The 24,360-nt window shown below is 71.0% G+C and carries 28 protein-coding genes; 15 read left to right on the plus strand and 13 right to left on the minus strand.

All coding sequences use genetic code 11. From position 1 onward, the window contains the following. The 7 genes from ACWDRB_RS18000 to ACWDRB_RS18030 all read left to right on the plus strand — a co-directional run bounded on the left by ACWDRB_RS18000 (window position 1) and on the right by ACWDRB_RS18030 (window position 5,255). The gene (locus ACWDRB_RS18000) at window positions 1–303 is read left to right on the plus strand and encodes an urease subunit gamma (protein ID WP_449895090.1); all 303 of its coding nucleotides are present in this window, start codon (window positions 1–3) and stop codon (window positions 301–303) included. Further along, entirely contained in the window at window positions 300–611 is a 312-nt protein-coding gene (locus ACWDRB_RS18005; RefSeq protein WP_350724958.1) for an urease subunit beta, read from the plus strand. The genes ACWDRB_RS18000 and ACWDRB_RS18005 overlap by 4 nt, the downstream gene beginning before the upstream one ends. Then, window positions 604–2,310: an urease subunit alpha gene (locus ACWDRB_RS18010; protein ID WP_449895093.1), complete on the plus strand. Its 1,707-nt coding sequence runs from the start codon at window positions 604–606 to the stop codon at window positions 2,308–2,310. Before ACWDRB_RS18005 ends, ACWDRB_RS18010 begins: the two co-directional genes overlap by 8 nt. Window positions 2,311–2,314: 4 nt before the next feature. Then, window positions 2,315–3,190 carry an urease accessory protein UreF gene (locus ACWDRB_RS18015; protein ID WP_449895096.1) on the plus strand — a complete coding sequence of 292 codons (876 nt, stop codon included), beginning with the start codon at window positions 2,315–2,317 and terminating at the stop codon, window positions 3,188–3,190. Window positions 3,191–3,206: 16 nt separating this feature from the next. Further along, window positions 3,207–3,881 carry an urease accessory protein UreG gene (gene ureG / locus ACWDRB_RS18020; RefSeq protein WP_363967450.1) on the plus strand — a complete coding sequence of 225 codons (675 nt, stop codon included), beginning with the start codon at window positions 3,207–3,209 and terminating at the stop codon, window positions 3,879–3,881. Further along, on the plus strand, window positions 3,881–4,627 hold the full coding sequence (locus ACWDRB_RS18025; protein ID WP_449895098.1) for an urease accessory protein UreD: 747 nt from the start codon (window positions 3,881–3,883) through the stop codon (window positions 4,625–4,627). The genes ureG and ACWDRB_RS18025 overlap by 1 nt, the downstream gene beginning before the upstream one ends. 157 nt (window positions 4,628–4,784) lie before the next feature. After that, a complete protein-coding gene (locus tag ACWDRB_RS18030; RefSeq protein WP_449895101.1) occupies window positions 4,785–5,255 on the plus strand; it encodes a hypothetical protein in 471 nt (156 codons plus the stop codon). Between the two features lie 47 nt (window positions 5,256–5,302). Here ACWDRB_RS18030 and era read toward each other — a convergent pair whose 3' ends face one another. The 8 genes from era to ACWDRB_RS18070 form a co-directional block, all read right to left on the minus strand. Beyond that, window positions 5,303–6,211 (minus strand): GTPase Era, encoded by a 909-nt coding sequence (gene era, locus ACWDRB_RS18035; RefSeq protein ID WP_397367033.1) that lies wholly within the window; start codon window positions 6,209–6,211, stop codon window positions 5,303–5,305. A gap of 18 nt (window positions 6,212–6,229) precedes the next feature. Beyond that, window positions 6,230–6,685, minus strand: coding sequence for an NUDIX domain-containing protein (locus tag ACWDRB_RS18040; RefSeq protein WP_449895104.1), 456 nt, complete (start codon window positions 6,683–6,685; stop codon window positions 6,230–6,232). A 29-nt stretch (window positions 6,686–6,714) separates the two neighbouring features. Next, window positions 6,715–7,032: a cytidine/deoxycytidylate deaminase family protein gene (locus ACWDRB_RS18045; protein ID WP_192791110.1), complete on the minus strand. Its 318-nt coding sequence runs from the start codon at window positions 7,030–7,032 to the stop codon at window positions 6,715–6,717. A gap of 75 nt (window positions 7,033–7,107) precedes the next feature. Further along, window positions 7,108–7,737 carry a hypothetical protein gene (locus tag ACWDRB_RS18050; protein ID WP_350724941.1) on the minus strand — a complete coding sequence of 210 codons (630 nt, stop codon included), beginning with the start codon at window positions 7,735–7,737 and terminating at the stop codon, window positions 7,108–7,110. Between the two features lie 337 nt (window positions 7,738–8,074). Next, a complete protein-coding gene (locus tag ACWDRB_RS18055) occupies window positions 8,075–9,370 on the minus strand; it encodes a hemolysin family protein (RefSeq protein WP_449895107.1) in 1,296 nt (431 codons plus the stop codon). After that, the gene (gene ybeY, locus ACWDRB_RS18060) at window positions 9,367–9,843 is read right to left on the minus strand and encodes an rRNA maturation RNase YbeY (protein WP_350724937.1); all 477 of its coding nucleotides are present in this window, start codon (window positions 9,841–9,843) and stop codon (window positions 9,367–9,369) included. Before ybeY ends, ACWDRB_RS18055 begins: the two co-directional genes overlap by 4 nt. Next, entirely contained in the window at window positions 9,840–10,880 is a 1,041-nt protein-coding gene (locus ACWDRB_RS18065; RefSeq protein ID WP_449895110.1) for a PhoH family protein, read from the minus strand. Before ACWDRB_RS18065 ends, ybeY begins: the two co-directional genes overlap by 4 nt. A 91-nt stretch (window positions 10,881–10,971) precedes the next feature. Next, on the minus strand, window positions 10,972–11,316 hold the full coding sequence (locus ACWDRB_RS18070) for a histidine triad nucleotide-binding protein (protein WP_363967462.1): 345 nt from the start codon (window positions 11,314–11,316) through the stop codon (window positions 10,972–10,974). Between the two features lie 280 nt (window positions 11,317–11,596). Between ACWDRB_RS18070 and ACWDRB_RS18075 the strand changes: the two genes are divergently transcribed. Together ACWDRB_RS18075 and ACWDRB_RS18080 are read left to right on the plus strand one after the other, a co-directional pair. Next, on the plus strand, window positions 11,597–12,109 hold the full coding sequence (locus ACWDRB_RS18075; RefSeq protein ID WP_049573205.1) for a SigE family RNA polymerase sigma factor: 513 nt from the start codon (window positions 11,597–11,599) through the stop codon (window positions 12,107–12,109). Further along, window positions 12,106–12,753: a hypothetical protein gene (locus tag ACWDRB_RS18080; protein WP_449895112.1), complete on the plus strand. Its 648-nt coding sequence runs from the start codon at window positions 12,106–12,108 to the stop codon at window positions 12,751–12,753. The genes ACWDRB_RS18075 and ACWDRB_RS18080 overlap by 4 nt, the downstream gene beginning before the upstream one ends. Window positions 12,754–12,759: 6 nt before the next feature. On the opposite strand, the gene ACWDRB_RS18085 is transcribed toward ACWDRB_RS18080, so the two are convergent. The 3 genes from ACWDRB_RS18085 to hrcA are packed head-to-tail and all read right to left on the minus strand — an operon-like array spanning window position 12,760 to window position 15,651. Further along, window positions 12,760–13,485: a 16S rRNA (uracil(1498)-N(3))-methyltransferase gene (locus ACWDRB_RS18085; protein WP_449895115.1), complete on the minus strand. Its 726-nt coding sequence runs from the start codon at window positions 13,483–13,485 to the stop codon at window positions 12,760–12,762. Between the two features lies 1 nt (window position 13,486). Then, window positions 13,487–14,626, minus strand: coding sequence for a molecular chaperone DnaJ (dnaJ, locus tag ACWDRB_RS18090; protein WP_350724929.1), 1,140 nt, complete (start codon window positions 14,624–14,626; stop codon window positions 13,487–13,489). Between the two features lie 11 nt (window positions 14,627–14,637). Then, entirely contained in the window at window positions 14,638–15,651 is a 1,014-nt protein-coding gene (gene hrcA / locus ACWDRB_RS18095) for a heat-inducible transcriptional repressor HrcA (protein WP_350724927.1), read from the minus strand. Between the two features lie 158 nt (window positions 15,652–15,809). Between hrcA and ACWDRB_RS18100 the strand changes: the two genes are divergently transcribed. From ACWDRB_RS18100 to ACWDRB_RS18110, 3 genes are read left to right on the plus strand one after another with little or no spacing between them, the layout of a single operon-like run. Then, a complete protein-coding gene (locus ACWDRB_RS18100) occupies window positions 15,810–16,610 on the plus strand; it encodes a hypothetical protein (RefSeq protein ID WP_449895118.1) in 801 nt (266 codons plus the stop codon). Window positions 16,611–16,627: 17 nt separating this feature from the next. After that, the gene (locus ACWDRB_RS18105; RefSeq protein ID WP_350724923.1) at window positions 16,628–17,434 is read left to right on the plus strand and encodes a DUF3097 domain-containing protein; all 807 of its coding nucleotides are present in this window, start codon (window positions 16,628–16,630) and stop codon (window positions 17,432–17,434) included. After that, window positions 17,431–18,213 carry a DUF4870 domain-containing protein gene (locus ACWDRB_RS18110; protein ID WP_449895121.1) on the plus strand — a complete coding sequence of 261 codons (783 nt, stop codon included), beginning with the start codon at window positions 17,431–17,433 and terminating at the stop codon, window positions 18,211–18,213. The genes ACWDRB_RS18105 and ACWDRB_RS18110 overlap by 4 nt, the downstream gene beginning before the upstream one ends. Here the strand turns inward: ACWDRB_RS18110 and hemW are convergent. Continuing rightward, window positions 18,210–19,430, minus strand: coding sequence for a radical SAM family heme chaperone HemW (gene hemW, locus ACWDRB_RS18115; protein WP_449895123.1), 1,221 nt, complete (start codon window positions 19,428–19,430; stop codon window positions 18,210–18,212). The two genes, ACWDRB_RS18110 and hemW, sit on opposite strands and share 4 nt — an antisense overlap. A 55-nt stretch (window positions 19,431–19,485) precedes the next feature. On the opposite strand from hemW, the gene ACWDRB_RS18120 reads away from it, so the two are divergent. Continuing rightward, window positions 19,486–20,703: a styrene monooxygenase/indole monooxygenase family protein gene (locus ACWDRB_RS18120; protein ID WP_449895126.1), complete on the plus strand. Its 1,218-nt coding sequence runs from the start codon at window positions 19,486–19,488 to the stop codon at window positions 20,701–20,703. Between the two features lie 38 nt (window positions 20,704–20,741). After that, window positions 20,742–21,989, plus strand: coding sequence for a glycoside hydrolase family 18 protein (locus ACWDRB_RS18125; protein ID WP_449895128.1), 1,248 nt, complete (start codon window positions 20,742–20,744; stop codon window positions 21,987–21,989). 136 nt (window positions 21,990–22,125) lie between these two features. Here ACWDRB_RS18125 and ACWDRB_RS18130 read toward each other — a convergent pair whose 3' ends face one another. Further along, a complete protein-coding gene (locus ACWDRB_RS18130; protein WP_449895130.1) occupies window positions 22,126–22,761 on the minus strand; it encodes an MOSC domain-containing protein in 636 nt (211 codons plus the stop codon). Between the two features lie 137 nt (window positions 22,762–22,898). Here ACWDRB_RS18130 and ACWDRB_RS18135 point away from each other — a divergent pair, with 137 nt between their 5' ends. Beyond that, entirely contained in the window at window positions 22,899–23,387 is a 489-nt protein-coding gene (locus tag ACWDRB_RS18135; RefSeq protein WP_449895132.1) for a hypothetical protein, read from the plus strand. The last annotated feature ends 973 nt before the right edge of the window (window positions 23,388–24,360 follow it).

Here is a 24,360-nt window from a genome sequence, read left to right on the forward strand (position 1 = left end):
ATGCGGCTTACCTCACACGAGCAGGAACGGCTGCTCATTCACGTCGCCGCCGGGGTGGCGCGCGAGCGGCAGGCCAGGGGCCTGCGCCTGAACCATCCCGAGGCTACCGCCATCATCGCGTCGTTCCTCATGGAGGGGGCCAGGGACGGGCGCTCCGTGGCCGACCTGATGGAGGCCGGACGGTCGGTGCTCGGCCGGGCCGACGTCATGGAAGGCGTGGCGGAGATGCTGGAGAGCGTGCAGATCGAGGCGACGTTCCCCGACGGCACGAAGCTGGTCACCGTACACAGGCCGATCCCGTGATCCCGGGCGAGTACGTGCACCCCGAGGGCGCTCACACCCTCAACCCCGGGCGCGAGCGCCGCACGCTGCGGGTGGTGAACACGGCGGACCGGCCGGTGCAGGTGGGCTCGCACTACCACTTCGCGGCCGCCAACCCGGGGCTGGAGTTCGACAGGAAGGCGGCGTGGGGCATGCGGCTGGACGTGCCGGCGGGGACGGCGGTCAGGTTCGAGCCGGGCGTCGAGCGCGACGTGACGCTCGTGCCGCTGGCGGGCAACCGGGTCGTGCCCGGGCTGCGGCCGGAGTGGGCGGGGCCGCTCGATGGCTGAGATCTCGCGCGCCCGGTACGCGGCGCTCTACGGCCCCACGGTCGGCGACCAGATCCGGCTGGCCGACACCGACCTGTTCATCGAGGTCACCGAGGACCTGTCGATCGGGCCCGCCGGGCCGGGCGACGAGGCGGTGTTCGGCGGCGGCAAGGTCATCCGCGAGTCCATGGGACAGGCGCGGACCACCCGGGCGCAGGGCGCGGCCGACCTGGTCATCACCGGCGCGGTGATCCTCGATCACTGGGGCGTGGTCAAGGCCGACGTCGGCATCCGCGACGGCCGCGTCTACGCCATCGGCAAGGCCGGCAACCCCGACACGATGGACGGCGTCGACCTGGTCATCGGGCCGTCCACGGAGGTGCTCGCGGGCAACGGCAAGATCGTCACCGCCGGGGGCGTCGATTCGCACGTCCACCTGATCTGCCCGCAGGTCCTCGACGAGGCGATCGCCTCCGGCGTCACCACGATCGTCGGCGGCGGCACCGGGCCCGTCGAGGGCACCAAGGCGACGACCGTCACCGGAGCCTGGTACCTGGGCCGGATGCTGGAGTCGCTGGACGCGTACCCGCTGAACTTCGCGCTGCTCGGCAAGGGCAACACGGTCTCCACGGACGGCCTGACGGAGCAGCTCGAGGCCGGGGCCTCCGGCTTCAAGCTGCACGAGGACTGGGGCTCGACGCCGGCCGCCATCGACGCCTGCCTGAGCGTGGCGGACGCCTCGGGGGTGCAGGTGACGCTGCACACGGACACGCTGAACGAGGCGGGGTTCGTGGAGTCGACGCTGAAGGCCATCGGGGATCGGATGATCCACGCGTACCACACCGAAGGGGCCGGCGGCGGGCACGCTCCCGACATCATCCGCGTCGCCTCCTACCCCAACATCCTGCCCTCCTCCACCAACCCCACCCGGCCGCACACCGTCAACACGCTGGACGAGCACCTCGACATGCTCATGGTGTGCCACCATCTCAACCCGTCGATCCCGGAGGACCTGGCGTTCGCCGAGTCGCGCATCAGGCCGGCGACGATGGCCGCCGAGGACGTGCTGCACGATCTGGGGGCGATCTCGATGATCGGCTCGGACTCGCAGGCGATGGGGCGGATCGGGGAGACGATCATCCGTACGTGGCAGACGGCGCACGTCATGAAGGGCCGCCGGGGGTCGCTCGGTGGGCCCGCGGACAACCTGCGAGCCCGCCGCTACATCGCTAAATATACGATTTGTCCGGCTATCGCCCACGGGCTGGACGGCGAGGTCGGCTCCGTCGAACGCGGCAAGCTCGCCGACCTCGTCCTCTGGGACCCGGCGTTCTTCGGGGTCAAGCCCGACCTCGTCCTCAAGGGCGGCGTGGTGGCCTGGGCGCAGATGGGCGACGCCAACGCCTCCATCCCGACGCCGCAGCCGGTGCTGCCCCGTCCCATGTTCGGCGCCTCACCGGTGACCGCCGCCGCCACCTCGCTCCACTTCGTCGCGCCGCTGGCCCTGGAGTCGGGCCTCGCGGACCGGCTGTCCGTACGCCGCCGCCTGGCTCCGGTGGCGGACGTACGACGGCGCGGCAAGTCCTGGATGCCGCTCAACGACGCCATGCCCCGGATCGAGGTGGCGGCCGACACGTTCGAGGTCCGCATCGACGGCGACCTCGTCGAACCGGCCCCCGCCACCCGCCTTCCCATGGCCCAGCGCTACTTCCTCTTCTGATGCCATGAACCCAGCGCTGCTCCTCCTCGCCGACTCCCGCCTCCCGGCCGGCGGCCACGCCCACTCGGGCGGCACCGAACAGGCCATCACGTCGGGAGCGGTCTCCGACGTGCCCTCACTGGCGCGTTTCCTCCGCGGTCGCCTCCACACCACCGGCGCCCTCGCCGCCACCCTCACAGCCGCCGCCCACACCCAGGCCACCACCCCGCCACCTCAGCCGCCCACCAGCGCGAGCAGCACCACTGGGGCGGGGGCCGACGCCGAAGTCGGTCAGGTCGCGGCCGGGGCGCCGTGGGTGCTGCTCGACGCCGAGGTCGATGCCAGGACCGCCGCCCCCGCCCAGCGGGACGCGTCCAGGACCCAGGGCAGGCTCCTCCTCAGGGTCGCCCGCCGCGTGTGGCCGTCACCGGTGCTCGATGAGCTGGCGGGGGCTGTACCGAGCCCCCATCACCCGATCGCCCTCGGAGCGGTGGCGTACGCGGCGGGCGCCACGGCCGAGGAGGCGGCCATGGCGGCGGCGTACCACGCGATCAGCGGGCCCGCCACGGCGGCGGTGCGGCTCCTGGGCCTCGACCCGGTGGCCGTGCACGGGCTCCTGGCCGACCTCACCCCCGACCTCACGGCCGTCGCCACCGAAGCCCACCTCGCCGTGACGAACGCCCGCTCCACCGCTCACCCCGACGTGACGAACGCCGACTCGACCGCCCACCCCACCGTGACGGACACCGACTCGACCGCCCACCCCGGCCCCACGAGCCAGACCCCGGACCCCGCGGACCCGCTCCCCTGGTCGGCGGCGCTCCCTGCGTACTCGTCCCCAGCCCTTGACCTCCTGGCCGAGCAGCACGCGCGCGCCGAGGTCAGGTTGTTCGTCTCCTAAGGAAGGATCCCCAGACATGGGTGCCAATCACGACGACCACCACCACGCCCCCGACGGCCGCGGCCGGGCGCTGCGGCTCGGGGTGGGCGGCCCGGTAGGGAGCGGCAAGACGGCCCTGGTGGCCGCGCTGTGCAGGACGCTGGGCCCGTCGCTGTCCCTCGGGGTGGTGACGAACGACATCTACACCACCGAGGACGCCGACTTCCTGCGCCGGGCGGGCGTGCTCGACCCCGAGCGCATCCTCGCCGTCGAGACCGGTTGCTGCCCCCACACCGCCATCCGCGACGACATCGCCGCGAACCTCGACGCCGTGGAGACCCTGGAGCACCGCTTCGGCCCGCTGGACCTGGTGATCGTGGAGAGCGGCGGCGACAACCTGACGGCCACGTTCAGCCGGGGGCTGGCGGACAGGCAGATCTTCGTCCTGGACGTGTCGGGCGGCGACAAGGTGCCGCGCAAGGGCGGTCCGGGGGTGACGACGGCGGACCTGCTGGTCGTCAACAAGACCGACCTGGCCCCGATGGTGGGCGCCGACCTGGGCGTGATGGATCGGGACGCGGCGGCCGTACGCGGTGACAGGCCGGTGCTGTTCACCTCGATCAGGCAGGAGCCCACCGCCGCCACGGTCGCTTCCTGGGTGTCCGAGCAGGTGACGGCCTGGTCCCACACCCACGCGGCCGCCGTCTCCTGATGCCCGCCAGCGCCCGGCCCGGCCGCCGCGGGATGAGGGCGAGCGCCGCCGTCGCGACGGCCTCGTCCCCGGATGGCCGGACCCTCATCCGCCGGCTGGCCTCGGCGCCCCCTCTGACGCTGCGCCAGACGGGGCCGTACACCGTGCATCTCATCTCCACGGCGGCGGGCCCGCTCGGCGGCGACCGGCTCTCCCTGGACCTGGACGTCGCCCCGCGCACCACCCTGGAGCTGGGCTCGGTCGCCAGCACCCTGGTCCTGCCGGGGGACGGCACGTCCGAGATGCTGGTCACGGCCCGGGTGGGGGCGGGCGCCACACTCCGCTTCACCCCGGAGCCCACGGTGCTCGCCGCCGGGTGCGAGCATCGGCTCCTGGTACGCCTCGAGCTGGCGGCGGACGCCGAGGTGCTGTGGCGCGAGGAGATCGTCTTCGGCCGCCACGGCGAGGTCTCGGGGCGTTGCCACGCCCGCTTCGACGCGACGTGCGACGGCCGCCCGGTGCTCCGGCAGGAGTTCACCGTCGGCGACCCGGCCGTGGACACCTCCCCGGCCGTCTACGGCTCTGCCCGCTGCGTCGGCACCACGTTCCTCACGACGTCCGCCAAGGAGCCGGTGGTGGCCGAAGGCGTCGCCGTCCTGCCCCTGGCCGGTCGGGGCACGCTCGTGTCCGCCCTGGCCGCGGACGCCGTCCAGCTCCGCTCCCGCCTCGAATGGGGCGAACGCACCACCCTCACCCCGGAGCCCTGACCTGGCGAACCCGTTAAGACAAGAGCGGCACCCCCCGTATCGCCCAGCCCCGGCCGCCGATGACGGCGCCCGGAAGCGGCTGCGGCGGTTGGCGGTGATGGTGACGACCCCGTTGCGTTCGGTGGTGGGAGGCGCGTGTCCGGCTTACAGTGATCGTGTGGCCGATTACCTCCAGCCCGCCCCCGCCAAACCGGCGGCCCACCGCGGCTACGCCCTGGCCGTCGTGGTGGCCGGAGCGCTGCTGGTGTTCTGCGCCGTCCTGCCGTGGTCCGGGCTCGAGGTGCGCAGCGAGCTGATCGGCGGCGGGCTGGCCAACGACATCCGCGGCATCGACGACACGTTCGGCGTCTACACGCTGGTGGCGGGCCTGGCGGCGCTGGGCTGCGGCATCGCCGGGCTGCTCACCCGCCCCAGGGTCGCCGCCCTGGCCGCCGTCCCGGGGGCGGCGGCGGTGGCGGTGCTGGTGCTTTTCATGACCGACGGGAGCGGCGTCCGCGACCGGCTCTCCTTCGACCTGGGCCAGGTGCTGTCGGTCGGGCCGGTGATCAAGTTCGGCTGGTTCGCGGCCATGGGCTGCGCGGTGGCGGTCGTCGTGCTGTCCGTCGTGGCGCTGCTCCGCCGCCCCTGAGCTGATCAGCCGGCCGTCCTGGTGCCGGCCCGCCGCCCCCGAGCCGATCAGTCGTAGAAGCCCAGGCGCCGCAGCTGCTTGGGGTCGCGCTGCCAGTCCTTGGCCACGCTGATCCGCAGGTCCAGGTAGACGCGGGTGCCGAGCAGGGCCTCGATCTGCTTGCGGGCCTTGGTGCCCACCTCGCGCAGCCGCTCGCCCTTGTGCCCGATGACGATCGCCTTCTGCGAGGGCCGCTCCACGAACAGGTGCGCGTAGATGTCCAGCAGGTCGTCGCGCCCCTCCCGGGGCATCATCTCGTCGACGACCACGGCGATCGAGTGGGGCAGCTCGTCGCGTACGCCCTCCAGCGCCGCCTCCCTGATCAGCTCGCCCACCAGCACCTGCTCGGGCTCGTCGGTGAGCTGGCCGTCCTCATAGAGCGGCGGCGACTCGGGCATGTGCTCGATCAGCACGTCGGCCAACACGTCGAGCTGCTCGCCCGACTGTGCCGACACCGGCACGATCGCGGCGAACTCCCCCACCTGCGACACCGCCAGCAGCTGCTCCGCGATCTGCTCCTTGGACGCCAGGTCGCACTTGGTCACGACCGCCACGACCGGCGTCTTCTTCACCGCCGCGAGCTTGTCGGCGATGAACCGGTCGCCCTTGCCGATCGGCTCGTTGGCGGGCACGCAGAAGCCGATCGCGTCGACCTCGGTCAGCGTGGACAGCACCAGGCTGTCGAGCCGCTCGCCGAGCAGCGTGCGCGGACGGTGCAGGCCCGGCGTGTCGACGATGACGAGCTGGGCGTCGGGCCGGTGCACGATGCCCCTGATGGTGCGCCTGGTCGTCTGCGGCTTGGACGAGGTGATCGCCACCTTGCTGCCGACCAGGGCGTTCATGAGCGTGGACTTGCCGACGTTCGGCCTCCCCACGAAACAGGCGAATCCGGCGCGATGGTTGTCTGGCGAAGTCACATTCTGCATTGTGGCCTATCAGCGGGCATGCGCACGCCACCAGGCGAACGCCTGGGGCGCGGCGATCGGGGTCCAGGGCGTCGTCGGCAGCTCCGAGAACTCCTGCTCGGTCACCCATCGGTAGTCGTTGATCTCGACCCCGTCCGGCTCCGGTCCGGCGGAGCCCGGGGCGATCACGCAGGCGTAGGCGGCGATGACGTAGCCGACCTGATGGCCGTTCGGGTAGACGGTGCGGAACTCGGGGCCGCCGAACACGCCGATCAGGCCGCGTACCTCGATGTCGATGCCGAGCTCCTCGTGCAGCTCCCTGACGATGGCGTCCTCGGGCCGCTCGTCAGGGTCGATGCCGCCGCCGGGCGCGGCCCAGAGGCCGACGTCGCCGTGGCGGGCCACCAGGAGCCTGCCCGCGTCGTCGAACACGAAGCCCGCCGCCGACGGCAGCATGAGCAGATCGGTGCCAACCTTCTCCCGCAATTTCGCCAAAAATGGCGACATCGGCATGATCAGCCCCGCAGCTTCCCGTCGGGACCGGCCACGAGCAGCGCCTTGACGCCCAGCTCCGCGGCCACGGCCTCGTCGGCGGCGCTCGGCGCGCCCTCGCTCACCAGCGCCACGGCCTCCAGGGACCGCGCGCCGCTGGAGACCGCCATGGCCACGGCCACCTGCACCGCCGACAGCGTGAGCGCGTCCAGCGCCACGTCGGTCGCCGAGTACGTACGGCCGGTCTCGTCGCGTACGGCGGCCCCTTCCGCGGACTCGTTACGCGCTCGGGCCGCCCGGGCCAGAGTGATGATCTTGCTGTCTTCAGGATCGAGTGTCACGGGAACAAGGCTACGAGAAATCCGCCAAGCGGATTGCCCCCGCAGCCTCGACCAGGCATGACAGCAGGTTTCCTGTCAGTGGGTCCCGGTCATGGAGATGACCGCGTCGACCACCTCGCTGGTACGGGCCGCGTCCACGTCGTTCATGCCCGTGTGCACGACCGAGACCAGCGTGTCGCCCACCCGCGACAGCACGACGTCCATCGCGTACGGGTAACCGTTCAGGCGCCCGCTCAGCCGCGCCCCCACGGTCTCGTCGGCCGCGTTCTCGACCGGGAGCTCCTGCGAGCGCAGGTCGGTGCCGGAGGACGTACGTACCTCCCGGCACGACTCCAGGGCCTCGGCCAGCGCGTCGAGGTGCTCCTCGGCCTCCCCGTCCGCGTACCGGGCCAGCCCCACCCCGGCCTGCTCCCCCAGCCCGTCACCGCGGTAGCTGACCGCGGCCTCGGCCGTCAGCGCCTGCCTCGGCGCCAGCCCCCCGACGGGCTCGAGCACGGCCTTGCAGTTGCTGTCGGCCTGCGCGAACGGCATCCGCCACGCCTGCTCGGGCCGGGCCGTGAAGCCGTCGGGCAACGGCGGCTCCTTGCTGAGCACCTCGCGCAGGTGCGCGGTGGCCTGCGCGTCGAGAGCGCTCCCCGTCCCCCCGCTGACGCAACCCCCCAGAACGCCGGCCAGCAGGGCACAGGCGATGATCTCGCGTTTCATGATTCCCCCTGGATCGCAGCCTCCCCCACCGACGAATGCGGCAATCCACCGGAGCTTCCACCAATGCGCAAAAAGGGTGCCCTCACCCGGTTTTCCGGACGAGAACACCCTTTACGCCGACCTGCGTCCCAGCCGGCTGGGCAGCCGGCCGGGACACCGTCGTTCCCCCCAGGGACATCCTCCCGCCGCGAACCCCACCCGGCGTTCGGATGCTTTCCCCTCTGACACCCACCGCACTGGATGTCGTGGTTAGAGAGTGCCCGGACCGGCTTGCAGAAGACTTGTAGAACGCTTGCGACCTTTCGTCCGCCTTCGTCCGGACCCGCCCTGAGACAGGTCAGTCGTGTTCGGCGCCGACCGGTTCGGTGTCGTCCTCCGAGGGCTTGGCACGGCGGACCACCACCGTGCTGATGCGGTTGCGGCGGCCCGCCAAGCTCTCGGCGGTGAGCATGAGCCCGGCCACCTCGGCCTGCGACCCGGCGATGGGCACCCGGCCCAGAGCGTGGGCGAGCAGCCCGCCCACGGTCTCCACGTCGTCGACCTCGATCTCCGTGTCGAACAGCTCGCCCAGCTCGTCGACCGGCATCCGGGCCGTCACCCGCATCCCGCCGTCGGACATGGGCTCGACGCGGGGCGCCTCCTGGTCGTACTCGTCGGTGATCTCGCCGACGATCTCCTCCAGCACGTCCTCGATCGTGACCAGCCCGGCGGTGCCGCCGTACTCGTCGATGACGATGGCGATGTGGATCTGGCGCGCCTGCATCTCCCGCATGAGCTGGTCGATGGGCTTGCTCTCGGGCACGTACGCGGCCGTCCGCATGATCGACTCGACCGTGTCCTCGCCCCCGCCCTCGCCGGACTCGTGGATCTTGCGGGCGATGTCCTTGAGGTAGGCGATGCCGATGACGTCGTCCTCGTTCTCGCCCACGACGGGGATGCGGGAGAACCCGCTGCGCAGCGCCAGCGACAGGGCCTGGCTGATCGACTTGCCGCGTTCGATGTGGACCATGTCGGTGCGCGGCACCATGACCTCGCGCACCAGCGTGTCACCCAGCTCGAAGACCGAGTGGATCATCTCGCGCTCGTCCGGCTCGATCACCCGGCGCTCCTCGGCCAGGTCGACCAGCTCGCGCAGCTCGGCCTCCGAGGTGAACGGCCCGTCGCGGAACCCCTTGCCGGGGGTCAGGGCGTTGCCGAGCAGGATGAGCAGCTTGGGCAGCGGGCCGAAGATGCGGGTCAGGCCGTAGACGATGGGGGCACTGGCCAGCGCGACCGGCTCGGCGTGCTGGCGGCCCAGCGTACGCGGCATGACACCGACCACGACGTAGCTGACCACGATCATCACGACCGCGGCCCAGACGTACGCCCAGCCCTGGTCGTGCATGAGGTCGATGAACAGCAGGGTCGCGATGACCGTGGCCACCAGCTCGCAGCTCAGCCTGAGCAGCAGGAGCAGATTGAGGTAGCGGGGCGGGTCGTCGACGATGGCCTGCAGGCGCACCGCGCCCCGCCGGCCCTCACGCACGTATTCCTCGGTGCGCACCCTTGAGATGCGCGTCAGTGCCGTCTCCGCGCTGGCGATCAGGCCACCGATGATCACGAGCGCGATGGCCGACAGCAACCAGGCGTTCACTGCGGGTTGCGCACCTCCTGCCACGACTCCAGGAGCCGGGCCTGCAGGCCGAACATCTCCTTGTGCTCCTCGGGCTCGGCGTGGTCGTAGCCGAGCAGGTGGAGGATGCCGTGGGTGCACAGCAGCTCCAGCTCGTCGGCCGCGCTGTGGCCCGCCTCCTTGGCCTGCCGGGCTGCCACGTGCGGGCAGAGCACGACGTCGCCGAGGAGCGCCGGGTCGGCCGGGCTCTCGGAGTCGCCGCGCGCTCCGCCGCCGGGGCGCAGCTCGTCCATCGGGAATGCCAGCACGTCGGTCGGGCCCGGCTCGCCCATCCACTTCTCGTGGAGCTCGGCCATGGCGTCCTCGTCGACCACCACGATGGACAGCTCGGCGAGCGGGTTGATGCCCATCTCGCCGAGCACGTGAGCGGCCAGGGCGGAGAGCTTCTCCTCGTCGACCTCTACGCCGGACTCGTTGTTGATCTCGATGCTCATGGTCGCCGCTTCCCCCGGTGCTGGATGCTCTTGGGCTCCTGCGCGGCCTGCGTGGCGTCGTAACGCCCGTACGCGTCCACGATCTCGCTCACCAGCTTGTGGCGGACCACGTCGGCGCTGGACAGGCGCACGAAGTGGATGTCGGGGATGCCGTCGAGGATCTCCTGGACGATCCGCAGCCCGCTCACCGTGCCGGTGGGCAGGTCGACCTGCGTCACGTCACCGGTCACCACGATCTTGGAGTTGAACCCGAGCCGGGTGAGGAACATCTTCATCTGCTCGGCCGAGGAGTTTTGCGCCTCGTCGAGGATGATGAACGCGTCGTTGAGCGTGCGACCGCGCATGTACGCCAGCGGTGCGACCTCGATCGTGCCCGCCGCCATCAGCTTGGGGATCGAGTCGGGGTCGACCATGTCGTGCAGGGCGTCGTAGAGCGGCCGCAGGTAGGGGTCGATCTTCTCGTACAGCGTGCCGGGCAGGAAGCCCAGCCGCTCGCCGGCCTCGACGGCCGGGCGGGTCAGGATGATCCGGTTGACCCGCTTCTCCTGCAGCGCCCGCACGGCCTTGGCCATCGCGAGATAGGTCTTGCCGGTGCCGGCGGGGCCGATGCCGAACACGACCGTGTGGTTGTCGATCGCGTCGACGTAGCGCTTCTGGTTGACCGTCTTCGGCCTGATCGTGCGCCCGCGCGAGGAGAGGATGTCGAGCGACAACACCTCGGCGGGACGGTCGGAGGTCATGCGGAGCATGGCGATGCTCCGCTCGACCGCGTCGGGGGTGAGCTCGCCGCCGCTGCGCAGGACCTCGACCAGCTCCTCGAAGAGCCGCACCACGGTGCCGCTCTCGTCGGGGCTGCCGGTGACGGTGATCTCGTTACCCCGTACGTGGATGTCGGCCCTGAAGGCACCCTCGATGACGCGTAGCAGCTCGTCGCGGGAGCCCAGGAGGCTGACCATCGGGTATTCGTCCGGAATCAGCACCTTGGCTTGAGTGCGCGAGGGAGGTGCCGTACGTCGGGATTCGTGTAGTTCGGACATGGGCAGGCCCGCGGCCTGATGCCTCCAGGTCTCTTGCGTTGTTCGTCTGAGCCCATGGTATCCGGGACCAGGCCGATTGCTCTCCCCAATATCAGCCGGGGGGCCAGGTGAGGCCGCGCCCGCCCAGGACGTGGGCGTGCACGTGGAAGACCGTCTGCCCGGCACCGGGCCCGGTGTTGAACACCACGCGGTAGCCGCCGTCGGCCACGCCCTCCTGCACGGCCACGGCGTGGGCGGTCTTGAGCACGTCGTCGGCCAGGCCGTCGTCGGCCCTGGCGAGCTCCGCGGCGTCGCGGTGGTGCTGCTTCGGGATGACCAGCACGTGGGTCGGGGCCTGCGGGTTGACGTCGCGGAACGCCAGCGTCCTGCCGGTTTCGTAAACGATCTCGGCGGGAATCTCCTTGGCGACGATTTGACAGAAGAGGCAATCGCTCACCCGGCCACCTTATCGAGACCCCCGACGCACGGAACCCGTTGCGAATCGGTAATCAGCTGTGTCGTGCGCAGGAAGATCCACACGGTTAGGGTAAGTGTGCGACACTTCAGCAAAAAAAGAGACGATTCAGGGTCGGGCGAGCGCCACCTGGCGAGGACACGACTGGGTAATGCACCCTAAGGAACCGGGGAAACCTCAAGAACCGGAAGAGCGTAAACCCTCTGGGAAGGCCGCGCGTCCCACTGATGTGACCACCGAAACCCTTCTGGCCGACAGGTCGATGGGGGCGGTGCCGGTCGGGTGGGATGCCGACATGGCCGTGACCGCGCTCTATAGCGCGCATTTTCGGTCGTTGGTGCGTCTTGCCGTGTTGCTGGTGCGAGACATGGCAACAGCCGAGGAAGTCGTGCAGGATGCGTTCGTCGCCATCCATGGCGCCTGGCGCAGGCTGCGTGACCCCGACAAGGCACTGGCCTACCTCCGTCAATCCGTCGTCAACCGGTCCCGTTCCGTGCTGCGTCACCGCGCGGTCGTCGAGAAGTACGCTCCCAAGGGTCTGCCGGACGCCCCGAGCGCCGAGAACGGCGCGATCGGCGAGCTGGAACGCTCCGCCGTCATCGAGGCGTTACGGGCCCTGCCGACCCGACAGAGAGAAGCACTGGTTCTGCGGTACTACGGTGATCTGTCCGAAGCTGAGATAGCCCACGCGATGGGCATCAGCAAGGGCGCGGTCAAGAGCCACACCGCACGTGGCATGGCCGCCTTGCGATCCGTTCTGGAGAAAATGTCATGATCCAGCCCCCCGACGAGCACGGAGATCTCCTGCGCCGTGCGCTCCGCGCGGAGGCGGACGCGGTCGTGCCCTCGCCGGACGGACTGGAGATCATCCGCACCCGCATCGAGCGGCGCGGTGTCCGCAATCTGTTCTGGTGGCGAGCGGGCGCGGCCGCCGCCAGTGCCCTCCTGGTGGCGGGAACGATCGTGATGGCCGTTCCCAGCCTGCGCTCGCAGATCATCGACCAGCCCGCCAAGTGGGTGGACAGCGAGACGACCTCCAAGGTGCCGTCCAACTCCTCCACCACCCGCTCCCAGGAGCCGCCGCCCAGGCAGCCGACCAGCCACGACCAGCACCCGGTGGGAATCCCCGAGATCCCCTCCAAGAGCCCGACGCCCCGGCCCACGAAGAGGGCCGAATCGACCAGCAGGCCCTCGCCGACCCCCACTCCCACGACGACCGAGTGCCCGTCGCCCCTGGCCGAGCAGGCCGAGCCGCCGTCCGACTGCCCCACGGTCTCGCCGACCCCGTCGCCGTCGTCGGTGGAGGAGACTCTGCAGCCCACGACGTGCCCGGCCGACGAGTGCCCGCCCGACGACATCACCGACAGTCCGACCGACGTGACCAGCCCGTTGGTGGACGCCTCTCAGCCGACGCCCTGAAAGGCTCTACCAGCGTCCGGTACGCGTGAGCAGCACTGAGGCCGCCGCCACCCCTGCCGTGGACGTACGCAGCACCGTGGGCCCCAGCAGCACGGACACCGCCCCTGCCGCCCGGAACCCGGCCAGTTCGTCGTCCGAGACGCCCCCTTCGGGCCCCACGACCACCACGATGTCGCCCGACGCGGGCAGCGCCACGCCGGACAGCGGCTCGGCCGCCTCCTCGTGCAGCACCAGCCCCAGCGCCGCACCCGCCAGCAGCTTGTCGACCTGCGCGGTGGTGGCGGGCTCGGTCACCTCGGGAAGGTGGAACCTGCGGGCCTGCTTGCCCGCCTCACGAGCCGTCGAGCGCCACTTGTGCAGCCCCTTGGCGACCTTGTCGCCCTTCCACTGGGTGATGCTGCGCGAGGCGGCCCAGGGCACGATGACGTCCACACCCGCCTCGGTCATCATCTCGACGGCCAGCTCGCCCCGATCGCCCTTGGGCAGCCCCTGGACGACGACCAGCCGCGGCCGCGGCGGCCCGACCTCGTAGCGGCGCAGCACGTCGAGCCTCAGCGCGTCCTTGAGGACCTCGCGTACGACGCACTCGGCGACCGCGCCGGCGCCGTCCGTCAGATCGAGCCGCTCGCCGGCCCGCAGGCGCCGTACGGAGGCCGCGTGGCGCCCCTCCGGGCCGCCGAGCGTCAGCTCGGGCCCGTCCAGCTCCTGCGACAGGAACACCGGGACGGTCACGTCACCTGCCGTTGAAGGCGTCGCGCAGCCGCGAGAAGAAGCCCTGCTGGCCGGGGGCGAACTTGCCCGGCGGCCGCTCCTCGCCCCGCTGCTTGGCCAGCTCGCGCAGCAGCTCCTCCTGCGCGGGCTCGAGGCGGGTCGGGGTCTCGACGTTGACGTGGATCAGCAGGTCGCCGCGGCCGGACTCGTTGAGCCGCTGCACGCCCCGCCCGAACATGGTGATGACCTGGCCCGACTGCGTGCCGGGGCGGACATCGACCTCCTCCGAGCCGTCGAGCGTCTCGACCGCCAGGATGGTGCCGAGCGCGGCCGCCGTCATCGGGATCTGCACGGTGCAGTGGAGGTCGTCGCCGCGCCGCTCGAAGATCTCGTGGGCACGCTCGACGATCTCGAGGAACAGGTCTCCGGGCGGGCCGCCGCCGGGGCCGACCTCGCCCTCGCCGGCGAGCTGGATGTGGGTGCCGTCCTCGACGCCCGCGGGGATGCGGACCTTGATCGTACGACGGGTGCGCACCCGGCCGTCGCCGGAGCACTCCTGGCAGGGGTGACGGATGATGGTGCCGAAACCGCCGCACTGCGGGCAGGGCCGCGAGGTCATGACCTGGCCCAGGAACGAGCGGGTGACCTGGGAGATCTCGCCGCGCCCGTTGCACATGTCGCAGGTGTCGGGGTGGGTGCCGGGCGCCGTGCCTGCCCCGTGGCAGACCTCGCAGAGCACGGCCGTGTCGACGACCAGCTCACGCGTGGTGCCGAACGCCGTCTCGCGCAGGTCGAGCTCGACCCGGATGGTGGCGTTGCGTCCCCTGCGGGCACGCGAGCGCGGGCCCCTGGCGCCGGCCGCGGTGCCGAAGAACGCGTCCATGATGTCGCTGAAGGGGAAGCCCGCTCCGAAGCCGCCGGCGCCCGCGCCTGCTCCGGCGCCGCCGAAGGGGTCGCCACCCAGGTCGTACATCTGGCGCTTGTTCGGGTCGGACAGCACCTCGTAGGCCTGCGTGATCTCCTTGAACCGCTCCTGGGTCTCAGGATCGGGGTTCACGTCGGGATGCAGCTCGCGGGCAAGTCGGCGATAAGCCTTCTTGATCTCGTCCTGACTGGCGTCACGGCGCACCCCGAGGGTGGCGTAATAGTCGCTGTTTGCCACTTATCGACCTCTTATGATGCAGCCAGGATCTGGCTGACGTAGCGTGCCACCGCGCGCACGGCTCCCATCGTCACTGGGTAGTCCATCCTCGTGGGCCCCAACACCCCGAGCCGGGCCAGTTGGTTGTCGCCTGAACCGTATCCGGTCGCGACTATGGATGTCCCCCGCAGATAGGGGTTTTCGGAGCCGATGCGCACGGTGAGCGCGGACGGTGTGTCTGCGGATGTCTCGCCGAGCAGCCTCATGAGCACGACCTGCTCCTCCAGCGCCTCGAGCACGTCGCGCAGGCCGATCGAGAAGTCGGCGCCCGCGAGGTTGGCCGCGCCGGCGAACACGATCTTCTCGTCGTGCCGCTCGACCAGTGTCTCCAGCAGCACCGACAGGATCGTCGCCACCACCGGGCGGTCTTCGAGAGGGAGCCGCTCGGGCAGGTCGGCGACCAGCTCGGGCACGTTGCTCAGGCCGCAGCCGTCGAGGCAGGCGTTGAGGACCGCGCGCAGGTGGGCGATGCGGGTGTCCTCCACCACCTCGGGCAGCTCGATGACGCGCTGCTCGACGCGGCCGGTGTTGGTGATCAGCACGAGCATGACCCGCCGGTCGTTCAGCGGCACCAGCTCGACGTGCCTGACCGTCGAACGCGTCAGCGTCGGGTATTGCACCACCGCCACCTGCCTGGTCAGCTGCGCGAGCAGCCGGACCGTGCGGGTGACCACGTCGTCGAGGTCGACCGCACCGGCCAGGAACGTCTCGATGGCCCTGCGCTCGGCCCCGGACAGGGGCTTGACCTGCGAGAGCCGGTCGACGAACAGCCGATAGCCCTTGTCGGTCGGCACTCGGCCGGCGCTGGTGTGGGGTTGGGTGATGTAGCCCTCCTCCTCCAGCGCGGCCATGTCGTTCCTGACCGTCGCCGGGGAGACTTTCAGGTTGTGGCGCTCGGCGAGCGCCTTGGAGCCCACCGGTTCGTTGGTGGACACGTAGTCTTCGACAATGGCGCGGAGCACCGCCAGCTTCCGATCGTCGAGCACGTGCTCACCTCCTGCCTCTGACATCCGAGGAACGCAACCATCTAGCACTCTGTGTTCCTGAGTGCCAAGTGTACGGCTCTCATCCACAAGGTGCGATAACACAAGGTCGCAACCAGGCTCCTAGCTTCTTACAAGCGGCAAGTACCACACTTGCCGACATGAGCGACAACTCCCCGCCTCCGCCGTACGGGCCCCAGCCCGGCTCCCAGCCGGGTTACGGCCCGCAGCCCGGGTCCCAGCCCGGCTATGGCCCTCAGCCCGGGTCGCAGCCCGGCTACGGTCAGCCACCGCCCCAGTACGGGCCGCCGCCGCAGTACGGGCCTCCGCCTCAGTACGGCCCGCCGCCCCAGTACGGCCCACTTCCTCAGTACGGACAGTACGGCCAACAACCCCAATTCCCCGCACGAATCGACTCGAAAGCCATCAAACCGCGACTTTGGTGGATCGGGCTCGTCTGGGGCATCGCCGTGGTCTGCACCATCGCAGGCGTCGTCCTGTTCGCCACGGGCATCGTCAGCAGCGTCAGCAACATAGCCCCCACCAGGACGTTCGCGTCCGGCGAAACCGTGACGGTGCCGATCGACCCGGCGAACAAACCCGCCGTCTACCTCTCCAGCGACACCGCCGTCCACTACGAGTGCCAGATCACCAACGGAGCCAGGCTCGCCAAGACCACGGGCACGCAGACGGTCACGGCCGGGTCCGTCAAGTGGGAGCAGATCCTCGTGATCAATGCGCCCACCAGGGGCGACTACCAGCTGTCCTGCACCACCCAGGAGCAGGCCGACGTGCGGTACGGCGTGGGCCGCGAGCTGACCTCGGCCGCGGGCGGCATCGCCGGCGGGGTGATGGCGCTCATCCTGATCCCCGGGGCGGGACTGCTCATCGCCATCGCCGGCACCATCATCGTGCTGGTCCGCCGCAGCGGCGCGCGCAAGCGCCTTGCGGTCGGCGGGTGATTTGCTACGGTCCCCGTGTGTACGAGGGCGATGTGCTGGCGGGGAATTGGCGGCGGCCGGGCAAGGGCAAGATCCCGAAAGTGCCGGCCGAGCTGGACCTCGTCGTGGAGGACGCAGACAGCGGCTTCTGCGGCGCGGTGGTGGCCTGTGACAAGGAGGCCGTCACGCTCGAAGACCGGTTCGGCAAACGCCGGCTGTTCCCGCTCGCGCCCGCCGCGTTCCTGCTGGAGGGCAAGCCCGTGACGCTGGTACGCCCGTCGGCGGCCCCCGCGGGGCCCAGGCGCAGCGCGTCGGGCTCGATCGCCGTGGAGGGGCTGCGGGCGAGGGTCGCCCGGGAGAGTCGCATCTACGTGGAGGGCGTGCACGACGCCGCCCTGGTGGAGAAGATCTGGGGCCATGACCTGCGGGTCGAGGGGGTCGTGGTCGAATACCTGGAGGGCGTGGACCATCTGCCGGCCATCGTGGCGGAGTTCGGCCCGGAGCCGGAGCGCCGGCTGGGGGTGCTGGTGGACCACCTCGTGCCCGGCTCCAAGGAGAGCAGGATCGCCGCCGAGATCACCTCGCCGGACGTGCTCGTCGTGGGGCATCCGTACATCGACATCTGGCAGGCGGTCAAGCCGTCCGTGCTGCGCATTCCCGCCTGGCCCGCGGTGCCGCGCGGAGTGCCGTGGAAAGAGGGCGTCATCGCCGCCCTGGGCTGGCGGATGGAGCCCGCGGAGGCGTGGCGGCGGATCCTCGGGGCCGTCTCCACGTACACAGACCTGGAGCCGGAACTGCTCGGCCGGGTCGAGGAACTGATCGACTTCGTTACGGAGGCATCATGAGCCAGGACCCGCCGCAACCGCCGCCGCCGGACGACGACGCCACCCGCTTCGTCCCCCCGTCGAGCATCCCGCCCAGCCAGGGCTCCGGCCCCCAGCAGCCCGGGTCGCAGCCCGGCGTTTACGGACAGCAGCCCGGCTCCGAGCCCCATTACGGCCAGCCGGGGTACGGGCAGCAGCCAGGATCCCAGCCCGGCTACGGCCAACCGGCGTACGGTCAACCCGGCTACGGACAGCCCGGTCCCGGCCAGCCCGGCTACGGACAGCCCGGTCCCGGCCAGCCCGGCTACGGACAACCCGGTCATGGCCAACCCGGTTATGGCCAGCCCGGCTACGGCCAGCAGTCCCAGGGTTACGGCCCTCCCCCGCCCGGTTACGGCTCCGCGCCGCAGCCGCCCGGCTACGGCTACGGATACGGCGCGCCCGGCGAGCCGTACGTCCCCGGCAGGTTCGGCCCCCGCCCGGGCACCGACGACACCACCATGGCGATGCTCTCGCACCTGCTCGGCCTGCTGGTCTCCTGGGTCGGCCCGCTGATCATCTACCTGATGAAGAAGGACGAGTCCCCCTACGTCAGGGATCAGGCGGCGGAGGCGCTCAACTTCCAGATCACGATGTTCATCGGCTACGTCATCTCGGGCATCCTGACGATCATCTTCATCGGCCTGCTCCTGCTGCCGGTCGTCTGGATCCTGTCCCTGATCTTCCACATCCAGGCCGCCATGGCCACCAACAAGGGCGAGCCGTACCGCTACCCGTTCGCCGTCCGCCTGATCACCTAGACCAGCAGATCCCTGATCAGCGCGTCGGCCAGCAGCCGTCCCTGGAGCGTGAGCACCATGAGGCCCGACCTGAACGGCCCGGGCTCCAGCAGGCCGCGCGCCAGCGCGCTCGCCACGGCCGGGCGCGCGTCCGGGGCCACCTCGGCCAGCGGGTAGCCGGACGAAAGCCGCAGCTCCAGCATCAGCCGCTCGGCCGCCCGGTCGTCGTCGCCGAGCACCTCGCGCGCGTGGGCGGGCGACGTGCCCGCCGCCAGCCGCTGGGCGTAGGCGGCCGGGTGCTTGACGTTCCACCAGCGGGTGCCGCCGACGTGGCTGTGGGCGCCGGGCCCGGCGGCCCACCAGTCGCCGCCGGTCCAGTAGAGCAGGTTGTGGCGGCAGCGGGCCCGGTCGGACGTGGCCCAGTTGGACACCTCGTACCAGTCGAACCCGGCCTGGGACAGCAGCTCGTCGGCGATCAGGTAGCGGTCGGCGGCCACGTCGTCGTCGGGCATGGGCAGCTCGCCGCGCCGGATCCTGGCCGCCAGCCTGGTGCCCTCCTCGACGATCAGCGAGTACGCCGACACGTGGTCGGGCCCGGCCTCGATCGCGGCGGCCAGCGAGGCCCGCCAGTCGTCGTCGGACTCGCCGGGCGTGCTGTAGATCAGGTCGAGGTTGACGTGCTCGAACCCGGCCTGCCTCGCCTCCTTGACGGCCGCCGCCGCCCTGCCGGGGGTGTGCCGGCGGTCGAGCACCTGGAGCACGTGCTCGGCCACGCTCTGCATGCCGAAGCTGATCCGGTTGAAGCCGCCCTGGCGGAGCTTGTCGAGGTAGGCCGGGTCGACGGACTCGGGGTTGGCCTCCGTGGTCACCTCGACCCCCGCGCTCAACCCGAACTCCGAGTCGATCGCGGCCAGGATCCTGGCCAGGTCTTCCGGGGGGAGCAGCGTGGGCGTGCCACCGCCGAAGAACACCGTCTCCACCGGCAGCTCGGCCGGGCCCAGGACGCGGCGCGCGAGGCGGATCTCCTCGACGACCGTGTCCGCGTAGTCCCGGTGCGAGGCGCCGGGGCCCAGCTCGGCGGCGGTGTAGGTGTTGAAGTCGCAGTAGCCGCAGCGGGTCACGCAGAACGGCACATGCACGTAGAAGCCGAACGGACGCTCGCCGAGGCCCCTCAGGGCGCTGTCGGGCAGCTCGCCCGAGGTGGGCACGGGATCGCCGTCAGGCAGGGTGGATGGCACCCCTTCAGTTTGCCCGTTGTTCGAGGGTGCTATCGAACCGAAGGGGGTTGATCACATGGCCGGTATCGGCATCGTGGGCGCGGGAATCTCGGGGCTGACCCTCGCCCTGCGCCTCCAGCAGCTCGGCATCGAGGCCACGCTCTACAGCGAGCGGGACGCCGGTTCCCTGCGCTCGGGACGGCTGCCCAACACGGTGGGCAGGATGGGGCACACCCTGGCGCGGGAGCGGGAGCTGGGCAGCGAGCACTACCGGGATCCCGCGTGCCTGATGGGATCCGCCAAGCTCTCGATCAAGGGGGATCCGCCGCTGGAGTTCCTGGCCAGGATCTCCGAGCCGTTCCACGCGGTCGACTTCCGGCTGCTGCTGCCCGCGTACCTGGACGACTTCACCGGCCGGGGCGGCGAGGTCGTCGTCACCGGCGCGCCGCCGGACGCGGCGCAGGTGGATCGATGGTCCCGGGAGCACGAGCTGATGGTCGTGACGGCCGGGCGGCGCTCGGTGGCGGAGCTGTTCCCGCGCGACCCGGCGCGCTCGCCGTTCGACCGTCCGCAGCGCGTCCTGACGGCTGGGTTGTACGGCGGTCTCGACCTCGGCCCCATGTTCAGCTACAACGTCTCGCCCGGGTGCGGGGAGATCCTCCGCATGCCGATGATGACCAGGCACGGCGTGGTCTCCAGCGTGCTGGTCGAGGCGGTTCCCGGCGGGCCGCTGGAGCCGCTCTCGCACCTGCCCGCGGCCGACGTCGCCGGGGAGCTGGCCGGGCTGCTCGCCGAGCACGCGCCGCGACTGGCCGAGCGGGCGGACGGGGGCTTCGAGCTGCTGGGTGAGGACGACCTGCTGCAAGGGGCGATCACGCCGGTCGTTCGCGAGGCGGTGGCCGAGCTGCCCGGCGGGCGGATCGCGCTGGCCGTCGGCGACGCCTGGATCACCAACGACCCGCTGACCGGCCAGGGCGCGAACCTGGGTTCGGTCTGCGCCTGGATCGCGGCCGAAGCCATCGCGGCGGGCGGCCCGTACGACGCCGCCTTCGGCCGCGCCACGGCGGAGCGGATGTGGGAGGCGGCGGCGCCGGTCACCGACTGGACCAACGCGTTCCTGCGGCCGCCGGCCGCGCACGTCGTGACCCTGCTGCTGGCGGCCACGAGCAGGCAGGACGTGGCGGACCTGGTCCTCGGCCTGTTCGCGAACCCGGCGTACGCGTGGGCGGTGATCTCGAGCCCCGAGGAGGTGGCGCGGATCGTTGACGGCGGTGGGCCGTCGCCCTACTTTTAGGAAAGTTTCCTATAAGTGCACCCCTCGGGAGTCGCCCCGTGAAGAAGACGATCCTCCTCGCACTCTCGCTCTTACTCGGCTGTACGGCGATCTCCGCGCCCGCCGAGGCCCGCACCGGCTTCAAACGGGTCGCGTACTTCATCCAGTGGGGCGTCTACGGGCGCAACTACCACGTCAAGGACGTGGACGCCACGGGTGCCGCGGCCAAGCTCACACACCTGAACTACGCGTTCGGGTTCGTGAACGCCGGGGGCGCCTGCTACTCGGCCGACCCGTGGGCGGACTGGCAGCGGCCCGTGCCCGCGGAGCAGAGCGTGGACGGCGTGGCCGATGCGCCCGGCCAGGCCCTGAACGGCAACCTCAACCAGCTCCGCAAGCTCAAGGCCAAGCACCCGGGGCTCAAGGTGATGATCTCGCTGGGCGGCTGGACCGGTTCCAAGTACTTCTCCGACGCGGTCCTCACCGCCGAGTCCCGCGCCGCGCTGGCCCGCTCGTGCATCGACCTGTGGCTGCGCGGCAACCTGCCGGACCTCCCCGCGGGCGCCGGAGCCGGGGTGTTCGACGGGATCGACCTGGACTGGGAGTGGCCGGGCTCCTCCGGCGCCGAGGGGAACGTCGTGCGGCCGGAGGACAGGCGGAACTTCACGCTGTTCGCGGAGGAACTACGGGCGCAGCTCACCGCCTTCTCCTCAAACACGCAGCTCACGGCCTTCCTCCCGGCCGCGGCCGCCAAGATCGACGCCGGGTTCGAGGTGCGGCGGGTGTTCAGGGCGCTCGACTTCGCCACCGTCCAGGGGTATGACCTGCACGGGACGTGGGAGGCGCAGACCGGGCACAACGGCAACCTCCTCACCGATCGGCGGGATCCGAACCCGGTGCGGTACAGCGTGGACCAGACCGTACGCGACTACCTGTCCCGCGGGGCGCCCGGCCGCAAGATCGTGGTCGGCGTACCCGCGTACGGCCAGGGCTGGACGGGGGTCACCGGCGGCGGCGACGGCCTCTACAAGCCGGCCACCGGCCCCGCCGCCGGGAAGTGGGGGCCTGGGACCGAGGACTACAAGGACCTGGTCACCAAGCCCGGCAAGCGCTACCGGGACCTGCGGACCGGGGCCCTGTGGCTGTATGACGGGAACGAGTTCTGGTCGTACGACGATCCGGCGGTGCTGCTGCAGAAGGCGGCGTACATCCGCCTCAAGGGGCTGGGCGGCTCGATGATGTGGTCCATCGACCAAGACGACGCTCACGCCTCCCTCACCTCAGCCCTGTACTCAATCCTCCACTGACCCCCACCCCAAATGGGCGGGTTAGGAGGCGGATGGGCAGCCCCGGACGGCTGCCCATCCGAGTGGGCCGGGCGGTTGGCCCGGACGGGCGGACCGAACGGGCGAGCCGGACGAACAAGCGGGACGGGCGGGCGGTCTAAGATCGTTGGCCGCTGAAAAGACGCTCGGCCATGCGGTCCCACTCGGCGTCGTGCCCGGGAACGGCCAGGATGCGGCGCAGCGCCTCCTCGTCCCCGTGCCGAGCCCGGAACCAGTCCCCCACCGTCACCCCGACCTCGGGCCGCGAGACGACCTCCACCTCGTCCCCGACGCCAAGCTCCCCGAGTGAGACCACCCGCAGGTAGGCCCCGGGCCGCCCCGCCGCCGTGAACCGCTTGACCCACCCCGGCTCGTCCATCCAGTTGCGGAACACTACGCACGGAATCCGGGGCCCGCTCACCTCCAGCAAGGCGCTACCCACCCGCCACCGCTCGCCGATCACAGCCCCCGTGATGTCGAGGCCGGACATGGTGAGGTTCTCGCCGAACTGCCCGTTACGCAGCTCCCGCCCGAGCTCCCCCTCCCACCAGTCGTAATCCTCTCTTGCGTACGAGTAGACGGCTTGGTCGGGCGAGCCGTGGTGCTTCTTGTCGGCCCGCTCGTCACCCGCGAGCCCGTTGGCCAGTACGGCCACCCGGTGCGTGACCGCCCGCTTGTCGATCGCCGTACGCCCCAGCTTCCCCGCCCACTCAGCCTCGACCGATTGGCCCACATTTACGGAGATAACGCCCATGCTTGGACGGTAACCGAGAGCCTGCTCCCCCAGCGACCCGATTACCTCTCACCTCGATCTCCACCCCAGGGTGGAGATCCGCGCACTCAACCCTCGGGCCGATCCGGTACGCCGTGCCGATCCCTACGGTCAAACCCGTGGAACCCATACTGATCTCTCTCCTCGTCCCCCTCGCCGTGATGTTCGTGGTCTACCGCCAGATGCAGACCCGTCCCACCGCCAAGCGGGGCATCCTCTACACCGCCGCCTTCATGGTCATCGTCGGCATCGCATCAGGCGGGATCATCGATCCCCGGCAGCTCGCACTCAGCGTCGGCCTGGCCCTGGTGGAGGCCGTCGTCGCCGTCGTCCTGGGCGTGTGGCGGGGGACAACCGTACGGGTGTGGCTGGACGACTCCGGCGTCTCCTGGTCGAAGGCCACAGCCTGGACCATGCTGGTGTGGCTGGCCTCGGTCGCCATCCGCGTCGGCCTGTACTTCACCGGGGGCGCCCTCGGCCTCGACCTCTCCAGCGGCGGGATCCTGCTGTTCATCGGCCTCACCATCGGCGCCCAGTCGTACGTCGTCGCCCGTAGAGGGCGTGCGCTTTCGAGCATGGACAGGCGACCGGATACCGTCGTGGGGTGATGCGTGCGCCGTACGGAATCGCCCTCGCGCTGCAGCTCGGGGTGATCGCGCTGCTGATCGCGGCCCAGATGGGCGCAACCCCCGCGCCGGGCCTGACCGGCATCGGACTGGCAGTCACCCTCCTGACCGCCGGACTGGGCCTCACGCTGCTCACCACCCTGTTCCTGTCACTACGCGACCGCCACACCCACCCCCACCCCACTCACCAAGAGGCCCCACAGGAAGACTCATGGGCGGCCCTGACGGAAGCCCGACGGGAGGTCCCGCTGGAGACCCACCGGGAGGCTCTGCGGGAAGTCTCACGGGCGGCCCGGCAGGAGGGCCGGCTGGAGGCGCGGCCCGAGGGCCAGCGGGAGGTCCGGTCCGAAGGCCAGTGGGAGGTCCGGCGGGCAGGAGGCTCGCCGACGCAGCCGTCAGCGCCGGCCAGCCCATCGCAGCCAGAAGCGCCGATGCCGGTGCCGGGCAGCTCACCACATCCGTCCGCGCCAGGCAGCCCGACGGACCCAGGAGCACTGGCACCGGGCAACCGACCACAACCGGAAGCCCCGGCGCCAAGCGACCTACCGCAGCCCGCATCACCCGCGCTGGGCAACCGACGGCAGCCCGAGGCCTCGACGCCAGGCAGCCGACCGCAGCCTGAGCTCTCAGCGTCAAGCAGCCCGACGCCGTCAGGGCCGGCAGCACCCGGCAGCCCGCCATCATCGAGGCCGGCAGCACCCGGCGATCCGACACCGTCGGGGTCACCGGCACCCGGCAGTTCGCCACCATCGAGGCCACCAGCACCCGACAACCCGATGCCGTCGGGGTCGCCGGCGCCCAACGACCCGATGCCCTCAGGCCCGCCTGGGTCAAGCAGGCTGAGGATGCCGGGTGGTGGCCTGGTGAGGGCCGAAGCGGAGGCGGGGTCAGGGTTGAGGGCGGGGCCGGGGTTGGGCGCGAGATCAGGGTTGGGGGACTTGCGGGCCTTGCGGGT

The sequence above is a fragment of the Nonomuraea sp. NPDC003707 genome, assembly GCF_053587055.1.